This window comes from Xenorhabdus sp. XBWT (assembly GCF_059072735.1).
In genome coordinates this window covers 1,426,756-1,440,314 of the sequence record NZ_CM180990.1, presented here as the reverse complement: position 1 = coordinate 1,440,314, position 13,559 = coordinate 1,426,756, and the positions used below count along the sequence as shown (strand labels likewise).

14 protein-coding genes are annotated in these 13,559 nt (G+C 41.5%); 4 read left to right on the top strand and 10 right to left on the bottom strand.

Features of this window, described 5'->3' with window-relative positions:
• Window positions 1-661: 661 nt before the first annotated feature.
• From bioD to bioB, 4 genes are read right to left on the bottom strand one after another with little or no spacing between them, the layout of a single operon-like run.
• Window positions 662-1,345 (bottom strand): dethiobiotin synthase, encoded by a 684-nt coding sequence (gene bioD, locus AC5JQI_RS06485; RefSeq protein ID WP_237387540.1) that lies wholly within the window; start codon window positions 1,343-1,345, stop codon window positions 662-664.
• On the bottom strand, window positions 1,335-2,108 hold the full coding sequence (gene bioC, locus AC5JQI_RS06480) for a malonyl-ACP O-methyltransferase BioC (RefSeq protein ID WP_493914105.1): 774 nt from the start codon (window positions 2,106-2,108) through the stop codon (window positions 1,335-1,337). Before bioC ends, bioD begins: the two co-directional genes overlap by 11 nt.
• Window positions 2,092-3,243 (bottom strand): 8-amino-7-oxononanoate synthase, encoded by a 1,152-nt coding sequence (bioF, locus tag AC5JQI_RS06475; protein WP_493914104.1) that lies wholly within the window; start codon window positions 3,241-3,243, stop codon window positions 2,092-2,094. Before bioF ends, bioC begins: the two co-directional genes overlap by 17 nt.
• Entirely contained in the window at window positions 3,243-4,283 is a 1,041-nt protein-coding gene (bioB, locus tag AC5JQI_RS06470) for a biotin synthase BioB (protein ID WP_493914103.1), read from the bottom strand. Before bioB ends, bioF begins: the two co-directional genes overlap by 1 nt.
• Window positions 4,284-4,378: 95 nt before the next feature.
• On the opposite strand from bioB, the gene bioA reads away from it, so the two are divergent.
• A complete protein-coding gene (gene bioA, locus AC5JQI_RS06465) occupies window positions 4,379-5,647 on the top strand; it encodes an adenosylmethionine--8-amino-7-oxononanoate transaminase (RefSeq protein WP_493914631.1) in 1,269 nt (422 codons plus the stop codon).
• A gap of 391 nt (window positions 5,648-6,038) precedes the next feature.
• Window positions 6,039-6,614 carry a hypothetical protein gene (locus AC5JQI_RS06460; RefSeq protein WP_493914102.1) on the top strand — a complete coding sequence of 192 codons (576 nt, stop codon included), beginning with the start codon at window positions 6,039-6,041 and terminating at the stop codon, window positions 6,612-6,614.
• Between the two features lie 354 nt (window positions 6,615-6,968).
• Here AC5JQI_RS06460 and AC5JQI_RS06455 read toward each other — a convergent pair whose 3' ends face one another.
• Window positions 6,969-7,334, bottom strand: coding sequence for a VOC family protein (locus tag AC5JQI_RS06455; protein WP_493914101.1), 366 nt, complete (start codon window positions 7,332-7,334; stop codon window positions 6,969-6,971).
• 49 nt (window positions 7,335-7,383) lie between these two features.
• On the bottom strand, window positions 7,384-8,370 hold the full coding sequence (gene pgl / locus AC5JQI_RS06450; RefSeq protein ID WP_493914100.1) for a 6-phosphogluconolactonase: 987 nt from the start codon (window positions 8,368-8,370) through the stop codon (window positions 7,384-7,386).
• 163 nt (window positions 8,371-8,533) lie between these two features.
• On the opposite strand from pgl, the gene AC5JQI_RS06445 reads away from it, so the two are divergent.
• Window positions 8,534-9,349: a pyridoxal phosphatase gene (locus AC5JQI_RS06445; protein WP_323855607.1), complete on the top strand. Its 816-nt coding sequence runs from the start codon at window positions 8,534-8,536 to the stop codon at window positions 9,347-9,349.
• Window positions 9,350-9,445: 96 nt separating this feature from the next.
• Here the strand turns inward: AC5JQI_RS06445 and modC are convergent, their stop codons facing one another.
• The 4 genes from modC to AC5JQI_RS06425 form a co-directional block, all read right to left on the bottom strand.
• Window positions 9,446-10,510 carry a molybdenum ABC transporter ATP-binding protein ModC gene (gene modC, locus AC5JQI_RS06440; RefSeq protein WP_493914099.1) on the bottom strand — a complete coding sequence of 355 codons (1,065 nt, stop codon included), beginning with the start codon at window positions 10,508-10,510 and terminating at the stop codon, window positions 9,446-9,448.
• Window positions 10,504-11,196 carry a molybdate ABC transporter permease subunit gene (gene modB, locus AC5JQI_RS06435; protein WP_323855616.1) on the bottom strand — a complete coding sequence of 231 codons (693 nt, stop codon included), beginning with the start codon at window positions 11,194-11,196 and terminating at the stop codon, window positions 10,504-10,506. The genes modC and modB overlap by 7 nt, the downstream gene beginning before the upstream one ends.
• Before the next feature lie 17 nt (window positions 11,197-11,213).
• Entirely contained in the window at window positions 11,214-11,984 is a 771-nt protein-coding gene (gene modA, locus AC5JQI_RS06430; protein WP_493914098.1) for a molybdate ABC transporter substrate-binding protein, read from the bottom strand.
• A 312-nt stretch (window positions 11,985-12,296) separates the two neighbouring features.
• Window positions 12,297-12,440: an AcrZ family multidrug efflux pump-associated protein gene (locus AC5JQI_RS06425; RefSeq protein ID WP_237387529.1), complete on the bottom strand. Its 144-nt coding sequence runs from the start codon at window positions 12,438-12,440 to the stop codon at window positions 12,297-12,299.
• A 170-nt stretch (window positions 12,441-12,610) separates the two neighbouring features.
• On the opposite strand from AC5JQI_RS06425, the gene modE reads away from it, so the two are divergent.
• Window positions 12,611-13,402: a molybdenum-dependent transcriptional regulator gene (gene modE, locus AC5JQI_RS06420; protein WP_493914097.1), complete on the top strand. Its 792-nt coding sequence runs from the start codon at window positions 12,611-12,613 to the stop codon at window positions 13,400-13,402.
• Window positions 13,403-13,559 lie beyond the last annotated feature (157 nt).

Below are 13,559 nucleotides of genomic sequence, written 5' to 3'. Positions count from 1 at the left end.
TCTTCCCGCCATCATGTATAAAAATACCCCACGCCATCCATACACTCAAAAAGCCTGTTTATGATACTGGATAAAAAACCAGCTTCAAGTGAGTTAATAAAATAATATTGTTTTTATTTCAAGGAAAGGTAAGTGAGGTTCTGTAACAAAGAAAACTTACTATAACTTATAGTGACATTAACTATTAATTAACATTATTGACGGCTATTTTTATCCCCAGATAATGCGCTTGCTTTTTCCTATTTTTGTATTAGCTACTGAAATGATAAAGCATCGAGTAGCAAAGGGATGAAGAAAGGAATTGCTTTTATTTAATTACTTGATTTTATTGATTTAAAAATTAAAGGAGAGAATAACAGCAAATCTCTCGCAAACCGCGTATTGTCTTGCGTGAGGATGCTTTTCTAAAACTAATGCACAAGGTTATCCACAGGAATAGTGGATAACTCAGCAAACCCTATTAGGCATGGGAGCTTGCGGAGTTATTTCTGTTTGTGATTTTTTCCAATAGCAGGATATTTTTATCCTGTTTTGAACTCAATTCACACTATTTTTTGATAAAAAATGTTTCAATCCTTGTTGAAAGAAAACATTTTTCTCATCATGAAACTGATCCGGATATTGTTATATCTATTAATTTTAGCTAACGCTAAGTAAACAATTAGTTAACTAATGAAGCAATGTTTATATATTCTCCTATTTTACTGTTATCACATGATTCACTCAGATGAGGAATAACACCCAATAAAGGAGCTGGGATCATACGCTTCAACGTTTCCAGATAGGCTGCCTGATGTTTACCGGCAGGTTCAATTTCATTAGCAACCCAACCAACCAGATTCAGTCCAGAGTATTGGATAGCTTTTGCTGTCAGCACTGCATGGTTTATACAACCTAACTTAATACCTACGGTCAAAATCACGGGTAAATTCTCCTGAATCACCCAATCAGCAAAAGTCGTATTTTCCGATAATGGTGTATACCAACCTCCTGCTCCCTCTATCAAAACCCAGTCCGCTTTTGTCGTCAATATTTCTAATCCCTGCGAGAGCACTGAAAAATCAATCGGTTGATTAAGCTCAGCACTCACAATATGAGGCGAAGTCGGTTCAACAAATACCAAGGGGTTCACTTCCTGATATGTTAATGACACCGAGCTGTTATGCTGTAAAGCCAATGCATCACCATTACGTATTCCTTCTCCCGTGATTTCACTCCCTGATGCCACTGGTTTATAACCCGCAGTTCGATATCCTTTTCGATTAGCCGCTTGCAACAATGCACAGCTAACAACTGTCTTACCTACTTCAGTATCGGTTCCGGCAAGAAAATATTTACTTGTCACAATAAATAACTCCAAAAGCAATTTGATAGCTCAACGGGTAATCCCCATTATGGCGTGGGTATACCTCAGCAAGGGTGTTTAAACGTTTTCTGGTCATCAATCCCTGCTGGCAACCATGATGAAGGTGTGTTGCACCAATTCCTTTCAGGGAATTCAGCAAAGGCAGGAGTTGAGGATAATATTGGCAATATTGCCGACTGATGATTTTATGCCGATATGGCTGGCATGCTTGCGTGATTGTCCGCAGCGGCAAAAATTGGTTAATGTGCCGATAATCATCCACCTGCTTCCATGCAGTTTCCAGTTCATGCAGTGATCCCTGTACAAGGGTGGAAAAAACGATAAGCCCACCGGAACAAGTAACGCGATAAAACTCCCGTAATGCGCGTGGCAGGTCATTACACCATTGCACCACCAGATTACTGAAACATATATCTATGCTGTTATCCGCCAGTCCCAGGTGCTCAATGTCTCCTTGCAGATAATAATCAGCAACCTGTTGCTCCTGCGCATGGCTTAACATACCGGAAGCCAGATCCAGTGCAATAACTAGCTTACCTTGTTGTGTCCAACGTGCGCTGAAAAAGCCGGTTCCACATCCTGCATCCAATACCTGAGTACCGATATTTTCTGTCTGTGCCAACTCCATCAAATATTCACCGGTTTGCTGTTGCAGTTTAGCCACCGTGTCATACTTTGAAGCCGCTCGCCCAAAAGCCCCTGCAATCGCTTGTTTATTGACAGAATTAACAGCCAGAGTCATGCAAGGCCTCCAGTAATATATCAATGTCCTGCCGTGTATGGCTTGCTGTCAGTGTAATGCGCAAACGGGCACTTTCAGGAGGAACTGTTGGTGGTAGTATCCCCTTAACCCATACTTTCTTCTGTCTGAGTACCTGAGATAACATGATACAAAGTTCATTATCCCCGATGATTAATGGCTGAATAGCAGTTTCTGAATCTATCAGGGAAAAAGGCAAATGCTGCGCTTCATGGCGAAAATAGCGGATGTTATTTTGCAACGTTTGGCGTAATGCTTCCCCGGCTCTGATTTGTCGCACTGCTTCGGAAAGCGCGACTGCCTGCGCAGGCGGCATTGAAGTGCTGTAAATCAGATGCCGGGCATATTGGATCAGATATTCTGCCGTTTGTTCATCACACAAAACCGCCGCACCACTCAATCCGAACGCTTTACCGAAAGTAACAATCAGAATTTCCGGTTTAACATTTTGCATCCAGCAACTGCCTCGGCCTTCATCACCGTGAATACCAATGCCGTGGGCATCATCTACCATCAGCCAGCTTTCCGTTGATTTTGCTTGCTGCATAATGAGTTTGAGCGGAGCACGATCGCCATCCATGCTAAAAATACCTTCCGTAACCATCAACGTTTTCCCCGGACACTCTTTTGACAGATATTGCTTCAAAGAGTCCATATCGTTATGCAGAAAACGCCGAAGTTGTGCGGGAGATTGCATGGCAGCTTCTATCAACGAAGCATGACTGAGGCGATCAGCAATAATGCGGTCGTCTTTTTCCATCAAAGCTGCAATTACGCCTTGATTAGCGGCGTAACCGGAAATGAATAATAGGGCGTGGGAATATCCCAACCATTCAGCCAATTGCTGTTCTAAAGTATGATGTGCGGTCGTATAGCCCGTTACATGCCCTGAGCCTCCACTGCCTACACCATATTGCTCAGCACCTTGTTGCCATGCAGCAATGATTTTGGGGTGCTGGCTTAGCCCAAGATAGTCGTTACTGGAAAAATTCAGGTATTGGCCATCTGAAGTGAATAATAAACGTCCATCAGAACCCTGATGGACTTGTCTATTACGCCATAGCGAGGTTCCCCGACGTTCGGCCAAACGTCGGGAGAGTGAGTCTGACCAGCTCATTATATTGCCGCGTTATAAAATTGTTCATCATCAGCATTATGAATAATGGCTTCCGTCAAGTTCTGCTGCTGTTGCTTATCACCAAATGCCGTTTTTGTCTGTTGAGGATTTATCCCCAAACGACGGAACAGTTGCAAATCGTTATCTTCATCTGGGTTTGGTGTAGTCAGTAATTTACAGCCGTAAAAAATGGAGTTGGCCCCTGCCATAAAGCACATGGCCTGAGTCTGTTCGTTCATTTGCTCACGCCCTGCGGATAAGCGGACATGAGATTTTGGCATCATAATTCTCGCCACTGCGATGGTGCGGATGAAATCGAAAGGATCCACTTCTTCATTATCTTCTAATGGAGTACCTTTCACTTTTACTAACATATTAATCGGCACACTTTCCGGCGGCTTGGGTAAATTGGCCAGTTGTACCAACAATGCGGCCCGGTCACGGATTTGTTCACCCAGACCCACGATCCCACCCGAGCAAACTTTGATGCCGACATCCCTGACATTATCCAATGTGTCCAACCTGTCCTGATAGCTGCGGGTCGTAATGATATTGCCGTAAAATTCTGGTGAGGTATCTAAGTTATGGTTGTAATAGTCCAGACCTGCCTCTGCCAAACGCTGTGCCTGAGATTGGTTCAGCATTCCCAGTGTCATGCAGGTTTCCATTCCCAGCTCTTTAACTTCTTTGACCATTCTCTCTAAATATGGCATATCGCGCTCATGCGGATTTTTCCATGCGGCTCCCATACAAAAACGAGTTGAACCCGCATTTTTGGCTTTATGCGCTGACTCGATGACTTTTTCCACTTCCATCAACCGTTCTTTTTCCAGACCAGTTTTGTAGCGGGAACTTTGTGGACAATATTTACAATCTTCTGGACAAGCACCGGTTTTAATCGAAAGTAAAGTACTGACTTGCACTTGCTGCGGATCAAAATGTTCGCGGTGTATCTGTTGTGCCTGAAATAACAATTCAAAAAAAGGTTTATCAAACAACTCTTGTGATTGCCTGATAGTCCATGGTTGACACTCACTCACAATAACATCTCCAATGAGAAAAATATTGTCAGTTTAAATAACACCGTTATCATGTCAACCAAAATGAGATCACAAAGGTTTACAACAAATTTATGATGAACCCTTCAGATATTGAATTTGATCTGCGCCATATTTGGCATCCTTATACATCCATGACTCATCCCCTGCCCACCTATCCCGTTGTATCAGCAGCGGGTGTGGAGTTGGTTTTATCAGATGGCCATAAACTGATTGATGGTATGTCTTCGTGGTGGGCAGCGATTCACGGTTATAATCATCCTGCACTTAACGATGCCGCTAAATCACAGATCGACAAAATGTCCCACGTCATGTTCGGCGGAATCATCCATCCTCCTGCGGTTGAACTGTGTAAACAATTAGTGGCGATGACACCTGACTCTTTGGAATGTGTTTTTTTGGCAGATTCAGGATCTGTTGCCGTAGAAGTTGCCTTGAAAATGGCACTGCAATACTGGCAGGCCAGAGGAGAAAATCGCCAACGTTTTCTGACCCTGCGTCATGGCTATCATGGTGACACTTTTGGCGCCATGTCTGTTTGTGATCCTGATAATTCCATGCATGGCCTGTATAACGGTTATCTGCCAAACCATTTGTTTGCCGATGCCCCTCAGTGTCAGTTTGGTGATGAATGGCGACCAGAAGATACTGATTCTTTCAAGCAATTATTATTGCAATATCATAATGCAATCGCAGCCGTGGTTCTGGAACCGATTGTGCAAGGTGCGGGTGGAATGCGGATTTACCATCCCGAATATCTGCGTCAGGTTCGTCAGCTCTGTGATAAGTATCAGATCTTACTCATTGCAGATGAGATAGCTACCGGATTCGGCAGAACCGGTAAACTATTTGCCTGTGAGCACGCACAAATCAATCCAGACATTTTATGTTTAGGCAAGGCGTTGACGGGGGGCTATGTGACGTTATCAGCAACAATCACCACCCGACATGTTGCAGAGACTATCAGTCAGGGAGAAGCAGGCTGTTTTATGCATGGCCCGACTTTTATGGGAAATCCGCTGGCTTGTTCCGTTGCCAGTGCCAGCCTGAAATTACTCTCTGATAGCCCGTGGCAACAACGCATTCAATTAATTGAGACTCAGCTAAAAACAGAATTACTCCCTCTTAAATTACACAATTCAGTCAAAGATGTCCGGGTTTTAGGGGCTATAGGTGTTGTTGAAATGGAACAGCCTGTTGATGTTGCTTCGCTACAGCGTCATTTTGTCCAAAATGGCGTGTGGATTAGACCATTTGGCCGATTAATTTATTTGATGCCGCCTTATATTATTCAACCGGAACAATTATCTAAACTAACAACTGCAATTTTTGATGCAATAAATTAAAGAGTAACAGTCAGCATGAATACTATGCTGACTGTTATTGAAAAAAAGAAATAATGTTATATCTATACCCAATGGATTTCTAATTGCAGCACGATGACAAGAGAGCGGTTCCCTTAATATAGATAACGATGCAACAGGGAAAGCAAGAAAAGTCAATAAAGCGATAATTTGAAAGACGACGGGTAGATACTTTCACGGAATTATTTAATGTTTAAAATTCCATTATTGTTAATTTCTAATAAAAAATAAAAGTCCATTAAAGCATTCTCAAAAATCAATCATTGATAAATATTAATAATAAATTCGTTGTCCTCCATACTATGTTAAAAAAATTTTTATGATATATTCCATTCTAAAATCACATCGATAAAAAACCAAATAGGAATATATTATGAATACAGAAAACGTAATCTTACCTTCTAATGAAGAAATGCAAAACGTATTTGAGATGTCTCAAAATCAATATAAAAAAGAAATATCTCATTATGAAATGCTGGTAAAAGAAAAACCTGAACTCGCCCATTTATTTGCAGAAACTTTAAATGAGGAAGCTTCAACCAGCCCTGTGTTAAACTTAACAGAATCTGTTAGCGGGTACTTTAATATCAATACTTTTTATCAATATGGGTATTACCCTTTTATCCAAGTATCATCTTATCCTGTCATTATTGGAAATGAACAAAATGTTGGTAAAAACACTCATTTTAATGGCTATGTCCATGGAGGATATAACCAAATACCACAGGTAAGCATTAATAACGTTCACCTTTCTGGTGTGGTTAGACATGCTCAGACCATTATAAATGCATCACTAAACTTCCAAGTTTTTATTAATCCGAAAAACATTGTATTGCGTCTTTATAGAGGAAATGTTTATTTAGGCGATTTATTTTCCGTGTATCAAAGCAATCTTTTTGTTACACATCCTCTTGTTTTATCTGGTGTTGGTTCTTTTACCCTAATCTAATATCAGACAATAAATAAGTTTTCATAATAGTAATACACTCAAATTATGAGTATTCCTTACTCCTTGCTGTGTGAGGAGTAGGGAAGTGATCTGCAATTTTAGAATACTATTTATTAATCTATTATTTAAAAATCAAGATCTCATTTGAAACTCAATAGATTAAAGTTTTTCTTGCAGTAGAAATAAAATAGACTCTAGCCACATAACTCTCTATGCGACTGGAGTGAGTAATCACAATCTGTTTATACCAGCATTGCAATTACATCATGAAAGTGACATCTTTTTCACTTTTATTATCAATTGCAAAAAATAGAGAAAGAGACAAGGGACGGGTTGCATTTATAGCCAAAAAGACTAATTTGTATCACCCTTAAATTGCCCTTTCAAACCAATGAGATTGCCGAAAGGATCTTTAACTTGGCACATGCCTAAACCACTATCAATCTTCATTGGTCCGCGATAAAGCAAAGCACCTATGGTCTGGAAATGTTGAATGGAAGTCTCAAGACAAGGTACAGACCAATACAAAACCGTCCCATGCTGACCGGAACTGACTTTTTCATCAGCTTGTACGATATCTAACGAAAAATCCCCAACTTCCAACACAGTAAAATCAAATTCTGGCAAATAAACAGGGCGAGCGGCAGGAAAAGCTCGTTTATACCATGCCACTCCAGCTTTAACATCAGGAACAGGAATAAGTAAAGTTGCAGGTTTCATAATCATTATCTTAAAAAACTGACCGCGCCCAAAAGAACGCGGTTCAGGTTTACAGTGCCAGTACCGTTACCCACATAGGGCCTTTACCGACTGGATAACGTGCCAGTCGGGTTAATCTACCGGAATATTTATCAATACGCGAGACTGAAATATGCCCCGATTTCTGCCCCGACGCGATCAGGAAGCAACCACTGTGATCTATGGTAAAACCACGGGGTTGGGTTTCTGTCGGGTAATGGCCCACTAATGTTAAATGGTAGCCATCTCCCGACACACGGAAGTGGCTGATCAAACTCTCAGTACGCTCACTGGTATAGAGATGGCGACCATCCGATGTAATATGAATATCCGCCGACCAGCGGACACTGGAAAAATCCGCAGGTAACGAATCAACCGATTGCACAATACGATATTTTTCCCATTTGCGCAGAACATCAACTGTTGAGTCCAATTCATTGATGCAATAAATCGCCTGTTTTTCCGGATGAAATGCCATATGACGCGGACCTGCTCCCGCAACCGTGGTGATTTCATCAGTGCGGTTTTCTGTCAGGTAACCCTGCTCATCTAAATTGAAAATACGAATGCGATCTTCTTTCAAACATGGAACCAGTAACTGACAATTATCTCGATCAATATTGGCAGAATGAGGAGCTTGCAAATCTTCTACTATTTGTATCGGGGCTTTAACGATGCCATCTTCATCAATAGGATGAACGCTTAATTTATTGAAACTATAAGAAACAGAAAATAAAAAGCGCCCTGTTTTGTCTGTTGATATATGGGTAGGGCTTCCCGGCAATAGTGCGATGGACTGCTGTTCAAGATGCCCATTTTCCCCGATAGCATAAGTTACTATGCTGAATTGAGGGCGAACTCCCACATAAAGGTGCTTACCATTAGGGTTAATTACCATAGGCTGCACTTCCCCCGGCACATTCACTGTCTGGATAAGAGAAAGTTCCCCTGCTACATTGAGCGACCATACGTGAATCTGACGGCTATTCGGGCTGGCTGTATAAACCACCTGTCTCATTCTCTCTCCTTAATACTTCATCACCATTTCGTTAAGCTGTAACGATTCTTGAAAAATTTCATCTGCTAAACTCCTCAAAAGAAAGTTTAACTATTTTTAACTACTGTATAATGTTTGTTTGCATCATAAACAATGACATCATAGATAATATAGAGGCCGATACATGTCATACCGCGTTATCGCATTGGATCTAGATGGAACTCTTCTTGATCCACAAAAAAATATTTTGTCGGAATCCCTGTCCGCCCTGAATGAAGCCCGCCAGGCTGGTATTAAGATATTGATTGTCACTGGTCGCCATCATGTCGCTATCCGTCCTTTCTATCAAGCTCTGCAACTCGACACTCCTGCAATTTGCTGTAATGGGGCTTATTCATATGACTTTAATGCAAAGAAAGTATTAGCTTCTAATCCACTTTCCATTCAAGAAGCTTCTCTGGCGCTTTCTTATCTGCAAGACACCGAAATTCAGCATCTAATGTATGTTGATGAGTCTATTTTATATGAATTTCCACATACTGTAGCCCGAACTCTCGCATGGTCAGATTCTTTGCCTGAACATCAGCGTCCCACTCTTCAGAAAATCAGTAACTTTCAAGATGCAATTCACGATTTCAATTTTATTTGGAAGTTTGCCACCAGCTCATCAAATTTAGTGAAACTGCGTGAGATTAGCGAACAAATTGAGGAAAACGTTGGTCTCGAGTGTGAATGGTCATGGTTTGATCAGGTAGATATCGCCAAGAAAGGTAATAGTAAAGGGATGCGTTTACAGCAGTGGGTAGAATCCCAAGATCTGAGTATGAAAAATGTCATTGCTTTTGGTGATAATTATAACGATCTCAGTATGCTGGAAACGGCGGGTCTGGGTGTCGCCATGGGAAATGCGGTTGATACCGTTAAAGAGCGGGCAGATATTATCACGCGGGATAATACCCAACCCGGTATTGCTGAGGTGATTCGAAAATACGTGCTTTAATTTGTATTAATCGCATAAGGGGAGTTAAATCAGTGTTACTCGTCATCACTGTATAACGAGCTGTATAGCTGTGCTCCCTGCTTATGTTTCCATGAGTTATAAATGACGGTTCAGAGAAATACTCTTTATCTGCGCATATAGCCATTGCCCAGCACGTAAATTTAACTCTTCACGCGCCCAAGATGTAATCCTCGCCCACAAACAATGTTCACCTAACGCTAATTTGACATCAATTTGACCGTTATTCTCGAAAAACTCAATGACTTTCACTTGCAGGGTATTACGGATGCTACTGACTCTTTGGGGCTCCAAAACTAAAGAAACGTCTGAGGCATCAATACGGATACGCAGATCAGTACCCGGAGCTGCATCAATTTGCGGCAACCAAAGAGCTTTATCAGCCACCGCCACTGCGGTCATTTGATAACGCTGATGGTGCTCCATGACAGAAACTTTTACTATGCTGCTAAGACTCTCTTTTTGCAGCCACAGGCGTAACGCACTGCTTGCCCAAACATCTTCTAATGCCCCTTTAGCACGGATTTTTCCCTTATCCATAACAATCACATTATCCGCCAATCGCAAGATTTCATCCAAACTGTGGCTAACGTATAAAATCGGGATTTTGACATCTTCAGACAATTTTTCGAGATAAGGCAACAATTCTCGCTTACGTGGCAAATCCAGTGATGCCAATGGTTCATCCATAAGCAGAATTTCAGGCCCTGTCAGTAATGCACGACCAATCGCCACCCGCTGTTTTTCTCCGCCAGATAATGTGACAGGAAAACGTGACAGCAAGTGCTCAATACCTAATAGCCCTACGATGTTATCAAACTGAGATTTCATCTCCGGTGCCATACCATATTGCAAGTTTCCTTTCACGCGATAATGCGGAAAAAGACGTGCATCCTGAAAAATATAGCCAACTCGACGTTTTTCTGGTGGGAGAAAAATTTTCTGTTCTACATCCACTAAAGTACGGTCATTTAAGACAATCCGGCCTTTTTGTGGACGAGTCAATCCGACAATTACGTTGATTAATGAGGTTTTTCCTGCCCCTGAAAGCCCAAATATGGCAGTGATACTTTCTGTGGGTAATGTGGTAGCAACCTGCATGTGCAACTCACCCAAGCGCTGCTCAAAATTCAGTTCTAACATGCCACCCCCAAACGCTTTCTTCCCCAACGTGTCAGCCATTCAGAAAGCATCAATGAGACCAACGCCAGTGCAATTGCAATAATGCATAAACGTGCGGCGGCTGTTTCCGCGCCGGGCATTTCTATCAATGTGTACATGGCAAGGGGAATGGTTCGCGTCTCACCCGGAATATTTGAAACAAAAGTAATGGTGGCACCAAATTCCCCTAAAGATCGGGCGAATGCGAGTACTGCACCAACAATAATACCCGGTAATGACAACGGCAAGGTTATCGTGAAAAAGACCTTAAGAGAGCCTGCTCCCAACGTATGTGCAGCCTGTTCTAAACGCTGATCTATACTTTCCAGTGATAACCGGATGGCTCTCACCATCAGTGGAAACGCTACTACGGCCGAAGCTAATGCCGCTCCTGTCCAATTAAATGCGAAACTAACACCAAACCAGTCGTAAAGAAATTCACCAATCACACCACGACGCCCCATGCTGATAAGTAACAAATACCCCACCACCACTGGCGGTAATACCAGTGGCAGATGGATAATGCTGTCGAGCAGGGATTTTCCAAAGAACTGACAACGTGCCAGCATCCATGCCATTAAGATCCCGAATGGCAAACTGAACAGCACAGCAATAACTGAGATTTTTAAGCTCAGCAAAATAGCCTGCCATTCGTATTCACTTAACATCTCCAAAAGATCAGTTCCTACAGTGGATTAAAACCGTAACGTTTAAAAATTGCAGCGGCTTCAGGTGTTTTAAGATAATCATAAAAATCACGGACAGCCTGTGTTTCGTGACCTTTGATTATTGCGACCGGATATTCCACCGCTTTATGGCTTTCTGATGGGAAGACACCCACTACTTTCACTTTATTGCTGGCAACAGCATCAGAACCATAAACAATGCCCAATGGTGCTTCTGCCCGTTCTACTAGCGCCATACCACTACGCACGTTATTAGTACGTGCCATCAATGGGTTAACCGTATCCCATGCATTCAGATATTGCAGTGATTCTTTGGCATAAATACCAACTGGGACATGATCCGGATCGCCAACAGCTAATCGTCCTTCCGCTAGTAAAGATTTCCATTTTGTATCTGAGTTGAGTTCAACTATATCTAAGTGACTTTCTTTGGGAGCAATCAGGACCAGTTGATTGCCCAATAAGGTATGACGGGTATTTTCAACAATTAATTGCTTATCAGTAGCATAATTCATCCACTGCTGATCAGCAGAAATAAAGATATCCGCAGGTGCCCCTTGCTCTATCTGGCGTGCCAGTGTCGATGATGAAGCGTATGAGGTGACAATATTACCCTGCTTATCTTTCTTGTATTGTGCAGAAATACCATCAAGTGCATTAGTTAATGACGCCGCAGCGAAAACCGTCACTTTATCAGTAGCCCAAACGTTCCCGATAAGCGCAGCAGAAACCACAGCACCAGTCAGCAACTGATGCATCGTCTTTTTCATTTTATAGTTCACCTAAAATAATCAATGTGGTGCGTCGTATATAACAAGATACAACGTTAAATGAAATGCTATTCTGAGATTAATCGGCAAGTTGTGAGCCAGTTTTAGCTTTTGAATTAATTCAATGTAAATATTACAAAACATAAAAAAATTCAACAGCAACAATCAATCGTTAAGTAGATAAAGGTTATCAAAGAAAAGACAAACCCTGTTGATTAAATAGGGTTTGTCTTCGTTCTGAAGTCAGGATAGCCAGACCTGTGAAAGAAAGATCAAATTAGTAGAAACGCTGGAAATCAAGTTAGGTCAAAACTACTGCTCAATACTGCCTTTCGTTTCATTTCTGGAAATGATATTAAACAATCCGCCAAGTCCGTAAATAAGAGCCAAAATAGCAGCCATCACCACGGGAACCATGATCAGCGCAAATCCCATACTTTTAAGTAATTCAAACATGCCAACCTCATATCCTGAGCGACTAATAAATTTACTGTGCCACACTAAGTATAACACAGAGGGTAATCCCGTTATTCTAGACAATAAAAAAGTAACAGTAACCGACGAAACGTGCGATTCTTATTGTTATCTTGTAAAAACTTTCAAATAATTGTCTGAAACTGGTCACTATGCAAGCCGAAATATTGTTAACACTTAAATTGCAGCAACGTCTGTTCGCTGATCCTCGGCGAATCGAGTTACTTAAGCAAATTAAAATCACGGGTTCTATCAGTCAGGGGGCAAAACAGGCAGGTATCAGCTATAAAAGCGCGTGGGATGCCATCAATGAAATGAACCAACTCGCAGATGAAATGTTAGTAAAACGTGCTACTGGAGGAAAAGGTGGCGGCGGTGCTTTACTTACACATCATGGAGAACGTCTGCTACAACTTTATGATTTTCTAGAAAAAGTTCAACAAAAAGCATTTAATGCGTTAAAAGAAGACTCACTGCCTTTAGATAGCCTGATTGCCGCTTTTTCTCGATTTTCATTGCAAACCAGCGCACGAAATCAATTTTTTGGCACAATCGTTGAACGTAACCATAAAAATATCCAGCAACATGTACGGGTCTTATTGAGCAATGGCAAAACGTCGATCTGCGCTGCGCTGACAGAACAAAGCGCAAATAGGCTGAATTTGGTTCATGGGAAAGAAGTTCTCGTGTTAATTAAAGCACCGTGGATAACTTTGGCTAAAGAATATATTCCCCCAACCTCATTTGATAATGTTTTGCCCAGCCAAATTAGCCATATTGAAACTGGTACAGAATACAGTGAAATTATTCTGGCACTTATTGGAGGGGAATCGCTCTGTGTTACATTATCCAATCAGGAAGCCGTGCGCTTGAAACTCCAGCTCAATGATTGTGTTACCGCGCTTTTCAACGCCGATAAAGTCATTATTGCTACCCTGTGTTAAAACATTATATTAAAGATCAATGTTAAAAATGAAATGTTGAGTGTGGATATACAATGAATTTCAAAAATTATTCCGCCTCAATGAATAATAGACAACCATGCATTGACATTACGCATTATTCCGCTTATTTCTGGTGATTATTTAGTTCATGTTGCTT

Bases quoted from the DNA above. Each gene is read 5' to 3' on its own strand.
- bioC (WP_493914105.1), bottom strand. From the start codon at position 2,108: ATGACTCTGGCTGTTAATTCTGTCAATAAACAAGCGATTGCAGGGGCT.
- bioF (WP_493914104.1), bottom strand. From the start codon at position 3,243: ATGAGCTGGTCAGACTCACTCTCCCGACGTTTGGCCGAACGTCGGGGA.
- bioA (WP_493914631.1), top strand. From the start codon at position 4,379: ATGAACCCTTCAGATATTGAATTTGATCTGCGCCATATTTGGCATCCT.
- AC5JQI_RS06460 (WP_493914102.1), top strand. From the start codon at position 6,039: ATGAATACAGAAAACGTAATCTTACCTTCTAATGAAGAAATGCAAAAC.
- AC5JQI_RS06455 (WP_493914101.1), bottom strand. From the start codon at position 7,334: ATGAAACCTGCAACTTTACTTATTCCTGTTCCTGATGTTAAAGCTGGA.
- pgl (WP_493914100.1), bottom strand. From the start codon at position 8,370: ATGAGACAGGTGGTTTATACAGCCAGCCCGAATAGCCGTCAGATTCAC.
- AC5JQI_RS06445 (WP_323855607.1), top strand. From the start codon at position 8,534: ATGTCATACCGCGTTATCGCATTGGATCTAGATGGAACTCTTCTTGAT.
- modC (WP_493914099.1), bottom strand. From the start codon at position 10,510: ATGTTAGAACTGAATTTTGAGCAGCGCTTGGGTGAGTTGCACATGCAG.
- modB (WP_323855616.1), bottom strand. From the start codon at position 11,196: ATGTTAAGTGAATACGAATGGCAGGCTATTTTGCTGAGCTTAAAAATC.
- modA (WP_493914098.1), bottom strand. From the start codon at position 11,984: ATGAAAAAGACGATGCATCAGTTGCTGACTGGTGCTGTGGTTTCTGCT.
- AC5JQI_RS06425 (WP_237387529.1), bottom strand. From the start codon at position 12,440: ATGTTTGAATTACTTAAAAGTATGGGATTTGCGCTGATCATGGTTCCC.
- modE (WP_493914097.1), top strand. From the start codon at position 12,611: ATGCAAGCCGAAATATTGTTAACACTTAAATTGCAGCAACGTCTGTTC.